This is a genomic window from Streptomyces tagetis, from assembly GCF_018069565.1.
Taxonomy (GTDB): Bacteria; Actinomycetota; Actinomycetes; order Streptomycetales; family Streptomycetaceae; genus Streptomyces; species Streptomyces tagetis.
Map to the genome: position 1 here is coordinate 267,861 of NZ_JAGPNL010000004.1, position 16,942 is coordinate 284,802.

At 70.5% G+C, this 16,942-nt stretch carries 17 protein-coding genes; 3 read left to right on the forward strand and 14 right to left on the reverse strand.

What is annotated here, in order from left to right:
* Positions 1–60 precede the first annotated feature (60 nt).
* The 3 genes from J5Y05_RS16870 (at position 61) to J5Y05_RS16880 (ending at position 3,955) form a co-directional block, all read left to right on the forward strand.
* Positions 61–1,263 (forward strand): sensor histidine kinase, encoded by a 1,203-nt coding sequence (locus tag J5Y05_RS16870; RefSeq protein WP_210873221.1) that lies wholly within the window; start codon positions 61–63, stop codon positions 1,261–1,263.
* The gene (locus J5Y05_RS16875) at positions 1,260–1,901 is read left to right on the forward strand and encodes a response regulator (protein ID WP_210873223.1); all 642 of its coding nucleotides are present in this window, start codon (positions 1,260–1,262) and stop codon (positions 1,899–1,901) included. Before J5Y05_RS16870 ends, J5Y05_RS16875 begins: the two co-directional genes overlap by 4 nt.
* Before the next feature lie 230 nt (positions 1,902–2,131).
* On the forward strand, positions 2,132–3,955 hold the full coding sequence (locus J5Y05_RS16880) for a glycoside hydrolase family 18 chitinase (RefSeq protein WP_210873225.1): 1,824 nt from the start codon (positions 2,132–2,134) through the stop codon (positions 3,953–3,955).
* A 91-nt stretch (positions 3,956–4,046) separates the two neighbouring features.
* Here J5Y05_RS16880 and J5Y05_RS16885 read toward each other — a convergent pair whose 3' ends face one another.
* From J5Y05_RS16885 to J5Y05_RS16950, 14 genes are all read right to left on the reverse strand, one after another.
* On the reverse strand, positions 4,047–4,493 hold the full coding sequence (locus J5Y05_RS16885; RefSeq protein WP_030420950.1) for a DUF2550 domain-containing protein: 447 nt from the start codon (positions 4,491–4,493) through the stop codon (positions 4,047–4,049).
* A gap of 129 nt (positions 4,494–4,622) precedes the next feature.
* Complete coding sequence (locus J5Y05_RS16890) at positions 4,623–4,997, reverse strand: F0F1 ATP synthase subunit epsilon (protein WP_210873227.1); 375 nt, start codon at positions 4,995–4,997, stop codon at positions 4,623–4,625.
* Positions 4,998–5,108: 111 nt separating this feature from the next.
* A complete protein-coding gene (gene atpD, locus J5Y05_RS16895; protein WP_210873229.1) occupies positions 5,109–6,545 on the reverse strand; it encodes a F0F1 ATP synthase subunit beta in 1,437 nt (478 codons plus the stop codon).
* On the reverse strand, positions 6,545–7,462 hold the full coding sequence (locus J5Y05_RS16900) for a F0F1 ATP synthase subunit gamma (RefSeq protein ID WP_210873231.1): 918 nt from the start codon (positions 7,460–7,462) through the stop codon (positions 6,545–6,547). Before J5Y05_RS16900 ends, atpD begins: the two co-directional genes overlap by 1 nt.
* 21 nt (positions 7,463–7,483) lie before the next feature.
* The gene (atpA, locus tag J5Y05_RS16905; protein WP_210873233.1) at positions 7,484–9,073 is read right to left on the reverse strand and encodes a F0F1 ATP synthase subunit alpha; all 1,590 of its coding nucleotides are present in this window, start codon (positions 9,071–9,073) and stop codon (positions 7,484–7,486) included.
* 139 nt (positions 9,074–9,212) lie between these two features.
* On the reverse strand, positions 9,213–10,028 hold the full coding sequence (locus tag J5Y05_RS16910; protein WP_210873772.1) for a F0F1 ATP synthase subunit delta: 816 nt from the start codon (positions 10,026–10,028) through the stop codon (positions 9,213–9,215).
* 2 nt (positions 10,029–10,030) lie between these two features.
* The gene (locus J5Y05_RS16915) at positions 10,031–10,576 is read right to left on the reverse strand and encodes a F0F1 ATP synthase subunit B (RefSeq protein WP_030420956.1); all 546 of its coding nucleotides are present in this window, start codon (positions 10,574–10,576) and stop codon (positions 10,031–10,033) included.
* A 44-nt stretch (positions 10,577–10,620) separates the two neighbouring features.
* The gene (atpE, locus tag J5Y05_RS16920) at positions 10,621–10,851 is read right to left on the reverse strand and encodes an ATP synthase F0 subunit C (RefSeq protein WP_030420957.1); all 231 of its coding nucleotides are present in this window, start codon (positions 10,849–10,851) and stop codon (positions 10,621–10,623) included.
* A 70-nt stretch (positions 10,852–10,921) separates the two neighbouring features.
* Positions 10,922–11,743 carry a F0F1 ATP synthase subunit A gene (gene atpB, locus J5Y05_RS16925; protein WP_210873235.1) on the reverse strand — a complete coding sequence of 274 codons (822 nt, stop codon included), beginning with the start codon at positions 11,741–11,743 and terminating at the stop codon, positions 10,922–10,924.
* Positions 11,744–11,965: 222 nt separating this feature from the next.
* Entirely contained in the window at positions 11,966–12,403 is a 438-nt protein-coding gene (locus tag J5Y05_RS16930; protein ID WP_210873237.1) for a Cg1360 family ATP-synthase-associated protein, read from the reverse strand.
* A gap of 316 nt (positions 12,404–12,719) precedes the next feature.
* A complete protein-coding gene (locus tag J5Y05_RS16935) occupies positions 12,720–14,087 on the reverse strand; it encodes an MraY family glycosyltransferase (RefSeq protein WP_210873239.1) in 1,368 nt (455 codons plus the stop codon).
* Between the two features lie 130 nt (positions 14,088–14,217).
* Positions 14,218–15,462 carry a serine hydroxymethyltransferase gene (glyA, locus tag J5Y05_RS16940; protein ID WP_210873241.1) on the reverse strand — a complete coding sequence of 415 codons (1,245 nt, stop codon included), beginning with the start codon at positions 15,460–15,462 and terminating at the stop codon, positions 14,218–14,220.
* 111 nt (positions 15,463–15,573) lie between these two features.
* Positions 15,574–16,251, reverse strand: a complete 678-nt coding sequence (locus J5Y05_RS16945) for an arsenate reductase/protein-tyrosine-phosphatase family protein (protein ID WP_210873243.1) — start codon at positions 16,249–16,251, stop codon at positions 15,574–15,576.
* Entirely contained in the window at positions 16,248–16,895 is a 648-nt protein-coding gene (locus J5Y05_RS16950) for an L-threonylcarbamoyladenylate synthase (RefSeq protein WP_210873774.1), read from the reverse strand. The genes J5Y05_RS16945 and J5Y05_RS16950 overlap by 4 nt, the downstream gene beginning before the upstream one ends.
* Positions 16,896–16,942 lie beyond the last annotated feature (47 nt).

Below are 16,942 nucleotides of genomic sequence, written 5' to 3' on the forward strand. Positions count from 1 at the left end.
ACCCCGCGACCCTCCCGGGGCAGCAGGCGGACCGCCCGGGGGCCGTGTTGGATGGAAGCCATGGCCGTACGACTCCCCCGCCCGCACCGCTTCGACGTGTGCGCCGCGGTCGCCGGACTGCTCGGCGGCCTGCTCCTGGCCGCCCTCGGGCTGGGCGTACGGCGCTCCACGGAGCCGCTCGTGCTCCTCCCCGGCACCTGGCCGCTGCTGGTCCCGCTCGCCGTGACGGCCGGCTGCGAGCTGCTGCGCCGCACCGCCCCGCGCACCGGACTGCTGGTCGGCACCGCGGCGCTCGCCGCGGACACGACGACCCAGGGCAGCCTGGCCACGGTGGTGATGTACACCGACCTGATGTACTCCGCGGTCCTCTACGGCCCGCCCGGCCCGGCCCGCCGCCTCCCGTGGATCACCGCCCTGCTGACGGTGGCCGCGACGGTCGTGCCGTACGCCGTGTGGCGGGTGCCCGAGGCGCTCCTGGTGGGCGTCCTCGTCGGCGTCGTCTCGTTCACGCCCGCCTCCACCGGACTGATCGTGCGCAACCACCGGGAGGCCGCCGAGGCCGCCTCGCTGCGCGCCGAACAGACCGCGCTGCTCGCGGAGATGGACCGGGTCCAGGCGGTGACCGCGGAACGCTCCCGGATGGCCCGCGAGTTGCACGACCTGGTCGCCAACCACCTCTCCGCGATCGCCATCCACTCCACCGCCGCCCTCTCCATCGAGGAACCCGCGACCACCCGGCGGGCGCTCGGCGTCATCCGGGAGAACAGCGTGGCGGGACTGGCCGAGATGCGCCGGCTCATCGGCATCCTGCGCGAACCCGGCGGCGCCGGACCGGCGGCCCCCGAGGCGGACCCGGTCGCCCCCACCCTGGACGGGCTCGGCGCGCTGGTCGGCGCCGCCCGCGCCAACGGGCTGGACGTCGCCCTGACGGCGGACCACGGCGAGGGACTGCCGGCGCCGGTCGGACTGGCCGCGTACCGGATCGTGCAGGAGTCGCTCACCAACGCGCTCAAGCACGCCTCGCCGGGCCGGGTGGAGGTGGTGCTGCGCCGCCGGGACGGCGCGCTGCGCGTCGAGGTGACCAGCCCCTACGCCGGTGACGGCGCCCCGCGCGCCCCCGGTTCCGGGGCCGGACTGACCGGGATGCGGGAGCGGGCCGGGCTGCTGCACGGCACCTTCGCGGCCGGACCTCTCCCGGCGCCGGGCGGCACCCTCTGGTCCGTGCGCGCCGTGCTCCCCCTCACCGAAGGAGACCTCCCGTGATCCGCGTCCTGGTCGTCGAGGACCAGTCGGCCGTCCGCGCCGGACTGGTGCTCATCCTGGACAGCGCCCCCGACATCGAGGTCGTCGCGGAGGCCGCGGACGGCGAGCGGGCGGTGGCGCTCGCCCGCGAACTGCGGCCGGACGTGGTGCTGATGGACGTGCGGATGCCCCGGCTGGACGGGGTGTCGGCGACCCGGCTGGTCGTCGGCGAGGGGCTGGCGGACGTCCTGGTGCTGACCACCTTCGACCTGGACGAGTACGTGTTCGGGGCGCTGCGGGCGGGGGCCGCCGGGTTCCTGCTGAAGAACACCGAGGCCGCGGCGCTGATCGACGCCGTACGCACGGTGGCGGCCGGTGAGGGCGTCGTCGCCCCGGCCGTCACCCGGCGGCTGATCGCCGAGTTCGCCGCGCGCCCGGCGCCGGGTCCGGCCGCCGATCCCGCGGTGCTGCGGGAGCTGACGCGGCGTGAGCGCGAGGTGCTGTCCTGCCTCGGCGAGGGACTGTCCAACGCGGCGATCGGCGGGCGCCTGGACATGGCGGAGGCCACGGTGAAGACGCACGTCAGCCGTCTGCTGGCCAAGCTGGGACTGCGCAGCCGGGTCCAAGCGGCCGTGCTCGCCAGGGAGTTGGACGTCTAGTCACCCTCCGTCCCGCACTGGTCCAGACCTCTTGACCTCTGGTCCAGACCTTTCTATCCTCGCGGCACTGCGGGCATGCGGCTCAGTCATGTCCACAGCAACATCCCCACAGCCGGAGGGACGCGACGGTGGCGAGACCGCGAACGCGCTGGGCCCGGAGGGCTGAGCGGGGTCGCGGCTCTCGCGCCGGCCGGCAGCTCCCTGCGGCGCAGACGAAGAGGAGGCGCAGGATGCGCTTCAGACACAGAGCCGCGGCGCTGGCCGCGACCCTGGCCCTTCCCCTGGCCGGTCTGGTCGGGCTCGCCAGCCCCGCCCAGGCCGCGACGAGCGCGACGGCGACCTTCACCAAGAGCTCCGACTGGGGCACCGGCTTCGGCGCGAGCTGGACGGTGAAGAACACCGGCACCACCACGATCGACTCCTGGACCGTCGAGTGGGACTTCCCCTCGGGCACCAAGGTCACCTCCGCCTGGGACGCCACGGTCACCAACTCCGGTGACCACTGGACCGCCAAGAACGTCGGCTGGAACGGCACCCTGGCCCCCGGGGCCACCGTCTCCTTCGGCTTCAACGGCAGCGGCCCCGGCTCCCCCTCCGGCTGCAAAATCAACGGCGGTAGCTGCGACGGCGGTTCCGTCCCTGGCGACGAGGCCCCCTCCGCCCCCGGCACCCCGGTCGCCTCGAACATCACCGACACCTCGGTGAAGCTCACCTGGTCGGCCGCCACCGACGACAAGGGCGTCAAGAACTACGACGTGCTGCGCGACGGTGCCAAGGTCGCCACCGTGACCGGCACCACGTACACCGACACCGGCCTGGCCAAGGGCACCGACTACTCCTACGCCGTCCAGGCCCGCGACACCGCCGACCAGACCGGCCCGGTCAGCGGCGCCGTCTCCGTGCGCACCACCGGCGGCGACGACGGCGGCAACCCGGGCGGCGGCGGCAAGGTCAAGCTCGGCTACTTCACCAACTGGGGCGTCTACGGGCGCGACTACCACGTGAAGAACCTGGTCACCTCCGGCTCCGCCGAGAAGATCACGCACATCAACTACGCCTTCGGCAACGTCCAGGGCGGCAAGTGCACCATCGGCGACTCCTACGCCGACTACGAGAAGGCGTACACCGCCGACCAGTCCGTCGACGGCGTCGCCGACACCTGGGACCAGCCGCTGCGCGGCAACTTCAACCAGCTCCGCAAGCTCAAGGCCAAGTACCCGCACATCAAGGTGCTGTACTCCTTCGGCGGCTGGACCTGGTCCGGTGGCTTCCCCGACGCGGTGAAGAACCCGGCGGCCTTCGCCAAGTCCTGCCGCGACCTGGTCGAGGACCCGCGCTGGGCCGACGTCTTCGACGGCATCGACCTGGACTGGGAGTACCCCAACGCCTGCGGCCTGACCTGTGACACCAGCGGCCCGAACACCATCACCGCGATGATGAAGGCCATGCGCGCCGAGTTCGGCAACGACCTGGTCACCGCCGCCGTCACGGCGGACGGCTCCAGCGGCGGCAAGATCGACGCGGCCGACTACGGCGGCGCCGCCCAGTACCTCGACTGGTACAACGTGATGACGTACGACTTCTTCGGCGCCTGGGAGAAGAACGGCCCGACCGCTCCCCACTCGCCGCTGACCTCGTACTCCGGCATCCCGCAGTCCGGCTTCACCTCGGCCGACGCGATCGCCAAGTTCACGTCCAAGGGCGTGCCCGCCAAGAAGCTCCTGCTCGGCATCGGCTTCTACGGCCGCGGCTGGACCGGCGTGACCCAGGCCGCCCCGGGCGGCACCGCGACCGGCCCGGCGACCGGCACCTACGAGTCCGGTATCGAGGACTACAAGGTCCTCAAGAACACCTGCCCGGCCACCGGCACCATCGCCGGCACGGCCTACGCCCACTGCGGCACCAACTGGTGGTCCTACGACACCCCCGCCACCGTGAAGTCCAAGATGGCCTGGTCCAAGCAGCAGGGCCTGGGCGGCGCGTTCTTCTGGGAGTTCAGCGGTGACACCGCGAGCGGCGAGCTGGTCGGCGCCATCGACAGCGGCCTGAAGTAAGCGAACGGAAGTAAGCGAACGGAAGTAAGCGAACGGAAGTAAGCCGGTCCCCCCGGACTCCGGTCCGGGGGGACCTTCACGCACGGGCGCGCTACGCCACGTTCACCCGCTGGCCCGGAGGGGCTGCCTCCAGCCAGGCGAGGAAGCCGGTCAGCGCGTCCTCGCTCATCGCCAGTTCGAGCCGGACGCCCCGGTGCAGACAGGCGAGGATCACCGCGTCGGAGAGCAGCGCCAGCTCCTCCTCCCCGTCGGGTACCCGGCGGCCCGCCACCTCGATCGCGGACCGCTCCAGCACCCGGCGCGGCCGGAAGGAGTACGAGAAGACGCGGTACCACTCGACCCGGTCGCCGTTGTAGCGGGCCACACCGTAGGCCCAGCCCTTGCCGCCGGCGTCGCCCTCCTCGGGGGCCTCCCAGCGCAGGGAACAGTCGAAGGTGCCCCCCGAGCGCTGGATCAGCCGGCGGCGCAGACCGAAGACGAACAGCCCCGTCACCACCAGGGCGACGACGATTCCGCACACGGTCAGAGCGAGGACCATCGGCACCGACCTCCTCGTCTCCTAGGTAACGGAACGGAAAAAACACCCGCATTCACCTCAGCCGCGGCCGGTACCGGATTGCTCCGGTACCGGCCGCGGCTGAGTGACGTCATCGCACGGCCGGCTGGATCAGCTCGCCGTCACCGTGCGCAGTCGCACCTCCGCGCGGCGGGCGGCGTGCACGTCGCCCTCCGCCTTGGCGCGCTGCAATTCCTGCTCGATCCGCTTGGCGTCGATCTCGTCGGCGAGTTCGGCGGTCTCCGCCAGCAGCGACAGCTTGTTGTCCGCGAAGGAGATGAAACCGCCGTGCACCGCGGCGACGACCGTCTCACCTTCACTCGTACGGATGGTCACGGGGCCCGATTCCAGCACACCGAGCAGCGGCTGGTGACCGGGCATGACGCCGATGTCGCCGGACGTGGTGCGCGCGACGACCAGGGTGGCCTCGCCGGACCAGACCTGGCGGTCGGCGGCGACGAGCTCGACGTGCAGCTCAGCAGCCAAGGGTGGCTCCTCGGGTCACCACCCGGCGGGACTGCCGGGTGTTGGGGTCGATTCTAAGGGGCGTGACCGAGGGGGCGGGACCGCACCCGCCCCCTCGGGTGAGCGCGTGGCTCAGGAGACGCCCAGCTCCTTCGCGTTCTTCTTCAGGTCCTCGATACCACCGCACATGAAGAACGCCTGCTCCGGGAAGTGGTCGTACTCGCCGTCGCAGATCGCGTTGAACGCCGCGATCGACTCCTCCAGCGGTACGTCCGAACCGTCCACGCCGGTGAACTGCTTGGCGACGTGGGTGTTCTGGGACAGGAAGCGCTCCACGCGACGGGCACGGTGGACGACGAGCTTGTCCTCCTCGCCCAGCTCGTCGATACCGAGGATCGCGATGATGTCCTGGAGGTCCTTGTACTTCTGCAGGATGTTCTTCACGCGCATGGCCGCGTTGTAGTGGTCCAGCGCGATGTACCGCGGGTCAAGGATGCGGGACGTGGAGTCCAGCGGGTCCACGGCCGGGTAGATGCCCTTCTCCGAGATCGGACGGGAGAGCACCGTCGTCGCGTCGAGGTGGGCGAAGGTGGTGGCCGGGGCCGGGTCGGTCAGGTCGTCCGCGGGGACGTAGATCGCCTGCATCGAGGTGATCGAGTGACCGCGGGTCGAGGTGATGCGCTCCTGGAGGAGACCCATCTCGTCGGCCAGGTTCGGCTGGTAGCCCACCGCGGAGGGCATGCGGCCGAGCAGGGTCGACACCTCGGAACCGGCCTGGGTGAAGCGGAAGATGTTGTCGATGAAGAACAGCACGTCCTGCTTCTGGACGTCGCGGAAGTACTCGGCCATGGTCAGGCCGGCCAGCGCGACGCGCAGACGGGTACCCGGGGGCTCGTCCATCTGGCCGAAGACCAGCGCCGTCTTGTCGATGACGCCGGACTCGCTCATCTCGTCGATGAGGTCGTTGCCCTCACGGGTGCGCTCGCCGACACCGGCGAACACGGAGACACCGTCGTGGTTGTTGGCGACGCGGTAGATCATCTCCTGGATGAGCACCGTCTTGCCGACACCGGCACCGCCGAACAGACCGATCTTGCCGCCCTTGACGTACGGGGTCAGCAGGTCGATGACCTTGACGCCGGTCTCGAACATCTCGGTCTTCGACTCGAGCTCGTCGAAGTTGGGCGCCTTGCGGTGGATCGGCCAGCGCTCGCCGTCGTACTCGGCGTCGACGTTCAGCACCTCACCGAGGGTGTTGAACACCTTGCCCTTGGTGAAGTCGCCGACCGGCACCGAGATGGCCGAGCCCGTGTCGACCACCGCGGCCTGGCGGACCAGACCGTCGGTGGGCTGCATCGAGATGGTGCGGACCAGGCCGCCGCCGAGGTGCTGGGCGACCTCCAGGGTCAGCGTCTTCAGCTCACCCTCCTTGGCCGGGTCGGCGACCTCGACGTGCAGGGCGTTGTAGATCTCCGGCATGGCGTCGACGGGGAACTCCACGTCGACGACCGGGCCGATGACCCGGGCGACGCGGCCCGTGGCCGTCGCGGTCTCAACAGTGGTGGTCATCAGTTGTCACTCCCCGCGTTCGCGTCGGCCAGAGCGCTGGCGCCACCGACGATCTCGCTGATTTCCTGGGTGATTTCGGCCTGGCGGGCCGCGTTGGCAAGCCGGGAGAGCGTGTTGATCAGCTCACCCGCGTTGTCGGTGGCCGACTTCATTGCGCGCCGCGTGGCGGCGTGCTTGGAAGCGGCCGACTGGAGGAGCGCGTTGTAGATGCGGCTCTCCACGTAGCGCGGCAGGAGGGCGTCGAGGACGTCCTCCGCCGACGGCTCGAAGTCGTACAGCGGAAGGACCTCGTCCTTCGGCTGCTCCTCCTTCGCCACCTCGTCGAGGCGCAGCGGCAGCAGCCGGGAACCGACCGCCGTCTGCGTCATCATCGAGACGAACTCCGTGTAGACGATGTGGAGTTCGTCCACGCCGCCGTCCTCGGTGTCCTTCTCCAGCGCCTCGATCAGCGGACCGGCGACCGTCTTGGCGTCGGCGTACGACGGCTCGTCGGTGAAGCCGGTCCACGACTCCGCGACAGTGCGCTCGCGGAAGTTGTAGTGGGCGAGCCCGCGCCGGCCGACGACGTACACGTCGATCTCCCGGCCGTCCGCCTCAAGGCGCGCGGTGAGCTGCTCCGCCGCCTTGATCGCGTTGGCGTTGAAGGCGCCGGCCAGGCCGCGGTCGCTGGTGAGCAGCAGGACCGCGGCGCGGGACGGGTTCTCCGCCTCCGTCGTCAGCGGGTGCTTGACGTCGGACCCGGAACCGACCGCCGTGACCGCGCGGGTCAGCTCCTGCGCGTACGGCGTGGAGGCCGACACCTTGCGCATCGCCTTGACGACGCGCGAGGCGGCGATCATCTCCATCGCCTTGGTGATCTTCTTGGTCGCGGTGACGGATCGGATGCGACGCTTGTAGACCCGGAGCTGAGCTCCCATGAGTCAGGTCCCTTCCTTACGTCACTTGGCGGTGGCCGGAGCGTCCTCGCCGAGCAGCTTGCCGTCGCCCGTCTCGAACTGCTTCTTGAACTCGGCGATCGCCTCGCCGGCGGCCTGGAGGGTGTCGTCGGACATCTTGCCGCCCTCCTTGATGGAGGTCATGAGGCCCTGCTCCTTGCGGTGCAGGTACTCCAGCAGCTCCTTCTCGAAGCGGCGGACGTCGGCGACCGGGACGTCGTCCATGCGGCCGGTGGTGCCGGCCCAGACGGAGACGACCTGGTCCTCGGTGGCCATCGGCTGGTACTGGTCCTGCTTCAGCAGTTCGACCATGCGCTGACCGCGCTCGAGCTGGGCCTTCGAGGCGGCGTCCAGGTCGGAACCGAAGGCGGCGAACGCCTCCAGCTCGCGGAACTGGGCCAGGTCCACGCGGAGCCGGCCGGAGACCTGCTTCATGGCCTTGTGCTGGGCGGAGCCACCGACGCGGGAGACCGAGATACCGACGTTCAGGGCCGGGCGCTGGCCGGCGTTGAACAGGTCGGACTCCAGGAAGCACTGGCCGTCGGTGATGGAGATGACGTTGGTCGGGATGAACGCCGAGACGTCGTTGGCCTTGGTCTCGACGATCGGCAGACCGGTCATCGAACCGGCGCCCATCTCGTCGGAGAGCTTGGCGCAGCGCTCCAGCAGACGGGAGTGCAGGTAGAAGACGTCACCCGGGTACGCCTCGCGGCCCGGCGGGCGACGCAGCAGCAGCGACACGGCGCGGTAGGCGTCGGCCTGCTTCGACAGGTCGTCGAAGATGATCAGGACGTGCTTGCCGTTGTACATCCACTGCTGGCCGATGGCCGAGCCGGTGTACGGCGCCAGGTACTTGAAGCCGGCCGGGTCGGACGCCGGGGCGGCCACGATGGTCGTGTACTCCAGCGCGCCGTTCTCCTCCAGCGCGCGGCGGACCGACGCGATGGTGGAGCCCTTCTGGCCGATGGCGACGTAGATGCAGCGGACCTGCTTGCTCGGGTCGCCGGTGCGCCAGTTGTCACGCTGGTTGATGATCGTGTCGACGGCCAGGGCGGTCTTGCCCGTCTGGCGGTCGCCGATGATGAGCTGGCGCTGGCCGCGGCCGATCGGGGTCATGGCGTCGACGGCCTTGTAACCCGTCTCCATCGGCTCGTGCACCGACTTGCGCTGCATGACCGTGGGGGCCTGCAGTTCGAGGGCGCGGCGGCCCTCGGTCTCGATCTCGCCGAGGCCGTCGATCGGGTTGCCGAGGGGGTCGACGACGCGGCCGAGGTAGCCCTCGCCCACGGCGACCGACAGGACCTCTCCGGTGCGCTGCACCGGCTGGCCCTCCTCGATGCCGCTGAACTCACCGAGGACGATGGCACCGATCTCGCGCTCCTCGAGGTTGAGGGCGAGGCCGAGGGTGCCGTCCTCGAACTTCAGCAGCTCGTTGGCCATGGCCGAGGGCAGGCCCTCGACCTTGGCGATGCCGTCGCCGGCAAGGGTGACCGTACCGACCTCCTCGCGCGAGGCCGCGTCCGGCTTGTACGACTGGACGAAGTTCTCCAGCGCATCCCGGATCTCCTCCGGCCGGATCGTGAGCTCCGCCATCTGAGTTCCCTGCTCTCCTTGTTGGGCCCGAAGTTTCACTTGGGGGGTATTCCACGAGTCGGGACTCCCCCCAATGAGAGGTGAATCCTCTTGCACGGCCCAACCAGGGCCGTCGTATACGTCTTCTGTTGCTGTACTGCTAGCTCGTCATGCGGCGGGCGGCGTCGTCGAGCCGGTCGGCCAGAGAGCCGTTGATGACCTCGTCCCCGACCTGCACCCGGATGCCTCCGACGACGCCGGGGTCCACGTCCAGGTTGAGGTGCATCGGCCGGCCGTAGAGCGTGGCGAGAGCGGCGCCGAGGCGCTGCTTCTGGCCGTCGCTCAGCGGCACCGCCGAGGTGACGACGGCGACCATGCGGTTGCGCCGGTCCGCGGCGAGCTTGCCGAGGGATTCCAGTCCCGCTTCAAGACTACGTCCCCGCGGAGCGGTCACCAGTCGCGTCACCAGACGCTCCGTGACCGCCTCTGCCCGGCCGCCCAGCAGGCGGCGCAGCAGCTCCGTCTTGGCCGACGTGGTCGCGGCCTGGTCGGTCAGGGCCGCGCGCAGTGCGGTGTCGGAGGCGACGATCCGCCCGAAGCGGAACAGCTCGTCCTCGACGCCGTCGAGCGCGCCGGCCCGCTGCGCCGCGGTGAGGTCGGCGGTGTTCGCCAGCTCCTCCAGGCCGTCCACCAGGTCGCGGGGCTGCGACCAGCGGGAGCGCACCATGCCGGACACCAGGTCCGCCGTGGTGCCGCCGACCTGGCCGCCGAGCAGGCGCTGCACCAGCGTGGCCTTGGCCTCGCCGGCCTGCGCCGGGTCGGTGAGGACCCGGCGCAGTCCGACCTCGCGCTGGAGCAGCGCCGTGACGGCCGCCAGCTCCTCGGCGAGTGCGGCGGCGTCCACGGAGGTGGAGTCCGTCAGCGCGTCCAGGCGCTCACGCGCAGCGGCCAGAGCCTCGCGGCTCGCTCCGTGCATGGTCATCGAGCCGCCTCGGCCTTCTCCTCGAGCTCGTCGAGGAAGCGGTCGATCACACGGCTCTGCCGGGCGTGGTCCTCAAGGGACTCGCCGACGAGCTTGCCCGCCAGGTCGGTGGCGAGCCGGCCGATGTCCTGGCGCAGCGCCGCCGAGGCGGCCTTGCGGTCGGCCTCGACCTGCGTGTGACCGGCGGCGATGATCTCCTCACGCTGCCGCTGGCCTTCCGCGCGCATCTCGGCGATGAGCGCGGCGCCCTGCTCCTGTGCCTCCTGGCGCAGGCGCGCGGCCTCGTGACGGGCCTCGGCGAGCTGAGCCTTGTACTGCTCAAGCACGCTCTGGGCCTCGGTCTGTGCGGCCTCGGCCTTTTCGATCCCGCCTTCGATCGCCTCCCGGCGCTCCTCCAGAACCTTGTTGATGTTCGGGAGGAGCTTCTTGGCGAGGAAGCCGAAGACGATGACGAAGGCGAGCAGGCCGACGACGATCTCGGGAACCGGCGGGAGGAGGGGGTTCTGCGCCTCCTCGGCCGCGAGATTGAGCAGTTGGCTCATGTCAGGGTGCCTTTCGTCCAGTGAGCCGGTCGCGGATCAGTTGATCACTTGCCGTAGACGAACGGCATGACCAGACCGATCAGCGCGAGCGCCTCACAGAAGGCGAAGCCGAGGATCTGGTTGGCGCGGATCAGGCCGGCCGCCTCGGGCTGGCGGGCGATGGCTTCGGTGCCCTTACCGAAGATGATGCCGACGCCGATGCCGGGACCGAAGGCGGCGATGCCGTAGCCGATGGAAGCGATCGAGCCGGTGACGGCGGCGAGGGTCTGGGACATGCCAGTTCTTCCTTTTCTTCACGAGCCGGTGGGGGTGGGCCACCGGACGACTGGGGCGGGTGCGGGCTGCTCAGTGCTGCTCGGAGAGCGCGCCCTGGATGTAGGTGCAGGTCAGCAGGACGAAGACGTAAGCCTGCAGGGCCTGGATGAACAGCTCGAAGGCGGTCATCACGATGGCCATGATGAACGAGACGCCGGCGTAGGCGATCCCGATGCCGTTCAGCAGGTACCAACTGGCGATGGTGAAGAGCACCAGCAGGATGTGGCCCGCGAACATGTTGGCGAAGAGCCGGACGGCGTGGGTGAACGGGCGGACCAGCAGGTTCGAGAAGGCCTCGATCAGCATGACGACCGGCAGGGCCCCGCCGAGCGACTTGTCGTAGCCGGTGAAGTTCTTGAAGGCGCCGACGAAACCCTGCCGCTTGAAGGTCAGCGAGACCCATACGACGTAGACGATCAGCGCGAGCACCATCGGGTACGCGATGATCGACGTCACGGGGAACTGGGCGACCGGGACGATCGACCAGATGTTCATCATCCAGACGAAGAAGAACAGGGCGACGACCAGGGGGACGTACTTCTCTCCCTCGCGCTTGCCCATGGTCTCGTAGACGATGCCGCGGCGGATGAAGTCGTAGCCGGCCTCGGCGACCATCTGCAGCTTGCCGGGGACGACCTTGGGCCGTCCGAAGGCCGCCCAGAAGAAGCCGACCACGATGATCGAGCCGAGAAGGGCCAGCAGCATCGGCTTGTTGAAGTAGATGTTGCTGTCGCCATCGCCCCAGAGGGGCTCGAACAGGAACGAGTGCAGCCCGGGAGACGGGAAGCCACAGTCCGCGAAGATGTGGCAGTCGGTCTCGAAGGCAAGCACCCGCGTCGGGTCAGCACTCACCGCGGGCTCCTTCGGCGTGACGCATGGATTCGGCAACCTCGTGGTGTCGGCGCGGCACGGAGCCACGGATCGGCACGGGACTGGTGTTACGGATGTGGGGGCGACAGTGGGGCATGCCTCGTGAGGTGGCGGACCTCGAATCGGATGCCCGCGCCCGCGATGCCGCAGTTGGCACCGGACGATAGCAGGATCTCTCGCACGCCCTTATCCCGGCCCTACGCCTCACGACGTGAGCCCCTGCGTCTCCTTCTTCTCGCCCGTCGTCGAATCGGGCTCCACGTAAGGGATCTTGGCCTTCACGGTGGCGCGCGCCTGTGCGCCGACCCAGGTCAGGGTGGAGGCGAGGAGCGCCAGCGCGAAGACCTGCGGGTGGAACAGCGTCGTGTTCTTGAACAGCGCGAGGAAGGTGAACATCAGCAGGATCTGGGCCAGGTACATCATCAGCCCCATCGCCTGGAACAGGTGGGGCAGGGCCTTGGCGCTCTGCTGGAGGGCATACAGCCCGACTCCCATGAGCAGGAGCACGAGCAGGGTTGCGATACCCGCCCCGATCGCCCCCTGGCCGCCTTCGAGGGCGCCGCCGATTCCGACGGCGACCGCGCCTACGGCAGCGGTGGGCGCGGCAGCCTGGATGAGGATCCGGGCGTCACTGGAGGGCATGGCGGCAACTCCGCAAATAACTGGGGGCAGGGTGTCGTCACTGGACGAGCGTAGACCCGGCGTCGAGAGAGGAACCTCGGCCCCAAAGGGCCGTGGTCTTCAGGCTCTTTGACTCTGTCCGGGGATACTCGTGAACGGTATCACAAACTATTTGATGAGGTCTTTACCCATCGGGTGTGCGCACGCTCACACCTGACGGCCATTCACTATTCCGAGGGTAATTCCGCGAATTATGTCCGTTATTGGCGGTATTCACGGGGCAATGATCGAACAACACAGCGGCCGGATGCTCCCTTTGGCTTCGGCCGTTCGTCCGTCAACGCGACGAGCCCGCCCGCCGTTCGTCCAGCAGGCGCGTACGGGCCCCCAGGGCGGTCGCTCCGTTGGCCTGGGCGGCACCCGCCCGGACGGGGGCGGCGGACGCCTCCTGGGGGGCTCCTGAGGCGCCCAGGGCCTCCGCCACGGCCGGCGCCGGGGCACCCGCGAGGGCGGCGGCCTGCCCGACGGCGGCGGTCCTGCGGCGCCGGTAGCGCGGCGGCACGAACCGCTCGGCCCAGCGCGGGGCGCGCGGCGTGAAGCGCGGCAGCAGGAGCAGCACCAGGCCGACCGCGCTGAGGAAGACCACGCCCAGCACGATCCACATGGACGCCGAGTTGACCGAGTAGGCGAGGGCGCCGAAAGCGATCAACGCCGCCCAGAAATACATGATCAGCACCGCGCGGCTGTGCGAGTGCCCGACCTCCAGCAGCCGGTGGTGCAGATGCCCCCGGTCGGCGGCGAACGGCGACTGCCCGCGCCAGGTGCGCCGCACGATCGCCAGGATCAGGTCGGCGGCCGGGATGGCGATGATGGTCAGCGGCATCAGCAGCGGGATGTAGACCGGCACCATCTGGTGCACGGTGTTGCGCTCGGAACCGGAGAACAGGTTCATCACGTCCGGGTCGACCTGGCCGGTGACCGAGATCGCGCCCGCCGCCAGCACCAGCCCGATCAGCATCGACCCGGAGTCGCCCATGAAGATCCGCGCCGGGTGCATGTTGTGCGGCAGGAACCCGAGGCACATGCCCATGAGGATCGCCGCGAACAGCGAGGCCGGGGCCGCCGCCTCGATGCCGTACGAGTACCAGACCCGGTAGGCGTACATGAAGAACGCCGCCGCCGCGATGCACACCATGCCGGACGCCAGCCCGTCGAGGCCGTCCACGAAGTTGACCGCGTTGATGGTGATCACCACCAGCGCCACCGTGAGCAGGGTGCTCTGCCACTGGGTGAGCGCCACCGTGCCGACGCCCGGCACCGGAATCCACAGGATGGTCAGGCCCTGGACCACCATCACGCCGGCCGCGATCATCTGCCCGCCCAGCTTGATCAGGGCGTCGATCTCGAACTTGTCGTCCAGCACGCCGATCAGCCAGATCAGGGCGGCGCCGGAGAGCAGCGCCCGCGGCTCGTTGGACTTCTCGAAGACCTCGTTGAGGTTGGGCAGGTGGTCGGCGACCAGCAGCCCGGCGCAGAGCCCGATGAACATCGCGATCCCGCCGAGCCGCGGAGTGGGTTCCCGGTGCACGTCACGTGCCCGGATCTCCGGCATCGCCCCCGCCACGATCGCGAACTTCCGTACCGGCCCTGTCAGCAGATACGTCACCGCGGCCGTGACGCAGAGCGTCAGCAGGTATTCACGCACGGGCTTCCCCACAGGTCTCGCTGGCCATTCCCAGCCCCACACCCTAGCGAGGCACGCATATGTGTGAGGACTTCCGGGTAGCGACGATGGTTGCACGAACGGCGGGCCACCCGGTTCCGTCTGCCCCGTGTCAGCCCGGATACGGCGGGTGGACCTCCGCCAGTTCCCGTACCGCCTCGCGCGCCCCGGCCGCATCCGAGGTGCCCCGCAGCACCCCGGCGAGCAGCGCGCCCACCGTGCGCATCTCCTGCTCCCCCATGCCCTGTGTGGTCAGCGCCGCGGTGCCCAGCCGCAGCCCGCGGGCCTCCCCGTGGGGCAGCGGACAGCAGTCCAGCACCATCCCGGCCGCCGCCAGCAGCCGGCGGCCCGTGCGCCCGTCCACGCCGAGCGGCCCCGGGTCGGCGGTGATCAGGTGGGTGTCGGTGCCCCCGGTGGTGACGATCAGCCCCTCGTCGGCGAGGTGGTCGGCGAGGACGCGGGCGTTGGCGACGACCCGGTGGGCGTAGACGGCGAAGGCGGGCGTGCGGGCCTCGCCGAAGGCGACCGCCTTGGCGGCGATGGTGTGCATCTGCGCGCCGCCCTGGGTGAAGGGGAAGACGGCCCGGTCCACCCGCTCGGCCAGTTCCCGCCCGCACAGGATCATGCCGCCGCGCGGTCCGCGCAGCACCTTGTGCGTGGTGGCGCACACCACGTCGGCGTACGGCACCGGACTGGGCGCCGCCCCGCCCGCGACCAGCCCGATGGGGTGGGCGGCGTCCGCGATCAGGTAGGCGCCCGTCTCGTCGGCGACCTCGCGGAAGAAGGCGTGGTCGAGGTGGCGCGGGTAGGCGATGGAGCCGCACACGATCGCCTTGGGCCGGTGGGCGCGGGCCAGGGCGCGCACCTGGTCGTGGTCGACGAGGCCGCTCTCCGCGTCGACGCCGTAGCCGACGAAGTCGAACCAGCGGCCGGAGAAGTTGGCCGGGGAGCCGTGGGTGAGGTGGCCGCCGTGGGCGAGGGAGAGGGCGAGGACGGTGTCCCCGGGGCGCAGCAGGGCGGCGTAGGCGGCCAGCACGGCCGAGGACCCGGAGTGCGGCTGCACGTTGACGTGCTCGGCGCCGAACAGCTCCCGGGCCCGGTCCGTCGCCAGCCGCTCGGCGGCGTCGACGATCTCGCAGCCGCCGTGGTGCCGGGCGCCGGGGTAGCCCTCGGCGTACTTGTTGGCGAGCGGGGAGCCGAGCGCGGCCAGCACCGCCGGGGAGGCGAAGTTCTCCGCGGCGGTGAGCTGGAGGGTCGTCGACTGCCGGTGTTCCTCGGCGAGCAGGACGTCGGCGAGTTCGGGGTCCTGCCGGCGCAGGAGGCCGGCATCGGCCGCGAGGGTGTGGGTGACCGGCATGGTGCGCTCCGGGCTGCGTCGACGGTGACGTACGACCAGCGTAGGCCCGGCGGGCCCGGGGCGCCCGGGAACCGGCCGCGGCCGTCCGCCGCCCGGCGCGGGGGGGCGCGCTCAGGAGTGTGCGGGGACGCCGGTCAGCGCCGTGACCACGGGGTCCAGGGCCTGGTGTATCTCGTCCCCGATGGACCGGAAGAAGGTCAGGGGGGCGCCGTAGGGGTCGTGGACCTCGTCGGCCTCGGCCGTGGGCGCCAGCAGCCAGCCGCGCAGGGCGGCGGCGGCGCGCACCAGGGCGCGGGAGCGGGTGACCAGCCCGTCGTCCAGCGGCGGCAGGGTGGCCGGGTCGATGGCGTTCACCAGGCGGGTGAACTCTTTGAGGGTGAAGGTGCGCAGTCCCGCCGAGTGCCCCATGGAGATCACCTGGGCGCGGTGGTCGCGGGTCGCGGTCAGCACCAGGTCGGCGCGGATCACGTGCTCGTCCAGCAGCTCGCGCCCGGTGAAGCCGTCGGCGTCCGCGCCGAAGTCGGCGAGCACGGTCTCGGCGTGGGCCTCCATGCGGGCGCCCTCGTGGCCCCAGGTGCCGGCGCTCTCCACGATGAGCCCGCCGCCCAGGATGCCCAGCCGCTCCGCCACGAAGTGCCGGGTCAGCCGCTCGGTGATGGGCGAGCGGCAGACGTTGCCGGTGCTGACGTGGAGGATGCGGAAGCTGTCGCGCGGAAAGCCGAACGTCGTCGTCTCCTCCGCGACACGTACCCCGTTGCCTATGCCACGCCCCGTCGCAGGGGCCGTCAATTCGCCACCTCGAGGTCGGGTACCACCTTGCGCAGCTCCTCCGCCGACAGGGCGCCCGCGCGCAGCAGCACCGGCACCTCGCGCGAGACGTCGACGATGGAGGAGGGCACGTTGCCGGGGGTGGGGCCGCCGTCGAGGTAGACGGAGACGGCGTCGCCGAGCATGCGCTGGGCGGCGTCGCAGTCCTCCGGCGCCGGGTGCCCGGTCAGGTTGGCGGAGGAGACGGCCATCGGGCCGACCTCGGTGAGCAGTTCGATGGCGACCGGGTGCAGCGGCATCCGTACGGCGACCGTGCCGCGGGTGTCGCCGAGGTCCCACTGCAGGGAGGGCTGGTGGCGGGCGACGAGGGTGAGCGCGCCCGGCCAGAAGGCGTCGACCAGCTCCCACGCCTTCTCGGAGAAGTCCGTGACCAGCCCGTGCAGGGTGTTCGGGGAGCCGATGAGCACGGGGGTGGGCATGTTGCGGCCCCGGCCCTTGGCCTCCAGCAGGTCGGCGACGGCCTCGCCGGTGAAGGCGTCGGCCCCGATGCCGTACACGGTGTCCGTCGGCAGGACCACCAGCTCGCCACGGCGGACGGCGGACGCGGCCTCGCGCAGACCGGTCTGGCGGTCGGTCGCGTCGTTGGTGTCGTATCGCCGTGCCATCGGGCGGGCCTCCTCGTACACGTTCTGCGGGATCGAAGTCTGGGGCG

Bases quoted from the DNA above. Each gene is read 5' to 3' on its own strand.
- J5Y05_RS16870 (WP_210873221.1), top strand. From the start codon at position 61: ATGGCCGTACGACTCCCCCGCCCGCACCGCTTCGACGTGTGCGCCGCG.
- J5Y05_RS16880 (WP_210873225.1), top strand. From the start codon at position 2,132: ATGCGCTTCAGACACAGAGCCGCGGCGCTGGCCGCGACCCTGGCCCTT.
- J5Y05_RS16885 (WP_030420950.1), bottom strand. From the start codon at position 4,493: ATGGTCCTCGCTCTGACCGTGTGCGGAATCGTCGTCGCCCTGGTGGTG.
- atpD (WP_210873229.1), bottom strand. From the start codon at position 6,545: ATGACCACCACTGTTGAGACCGCGACGGCCACGGGCCGCGTCGCCCGG.
- J5Y05_RS16900 (WP_210873231.1), bottom strand. From the start codon at position 7,462: ATGGGAGCTCAGCTCCGGGTCTACAAGCGTCGCATCCGATCCGTCACC.
- atpA (WP_210873233.1), bottom strand. From the start codon at position 9,073: ATGGCGGAGCTCACGATCCGGCCGGAGGAGATCCGGGATGCGCTGGAG.
- J5Y05_RS16910 (WP_210873772.1), bottom strand. From the start codon at position 10,028: ATGCACGGAGCGAGCCGCGAGGCTCTGGCCGCTGCGCGTGAGCGCCTG.
- J5Y05_RS16915 (WP_030420956.1), bottom strand. From the start codon at position 10,576: ATGAGCCAACTGCTCAATCTCGCGGCCGAGGAGGCGCAGAACCCCCTC.
- atpE (WP_030420957.1), bottom strand. From the start codon at position 10,851: ATGTCCCAGACCCTCGCCGCCGTCACCGGCTCGATCGCTTCCATCGGC.
- J5Y05_RS16930 (WP_210873237.1), bottom strand. From the start codon at position 12,403: ATGCCCTCCAGTGACGCCCGGATCCTCATCCAGGCTGCCGCGCCCACC.
- glyA (WP_210873241.1), bottom strand. From the start codon at position 15,462: ATGCCGGTCACCCACACCCTCGCGGCCGATGCCGGCCTCCTGCGCCGG.
- J5Y05_RS16950 (WP_210873774.1), bottom strand. From the start codon at position 16,895: ATGGCACGGCGATACGACACCAACGACGCGACCGACCGCCAGACCGGT.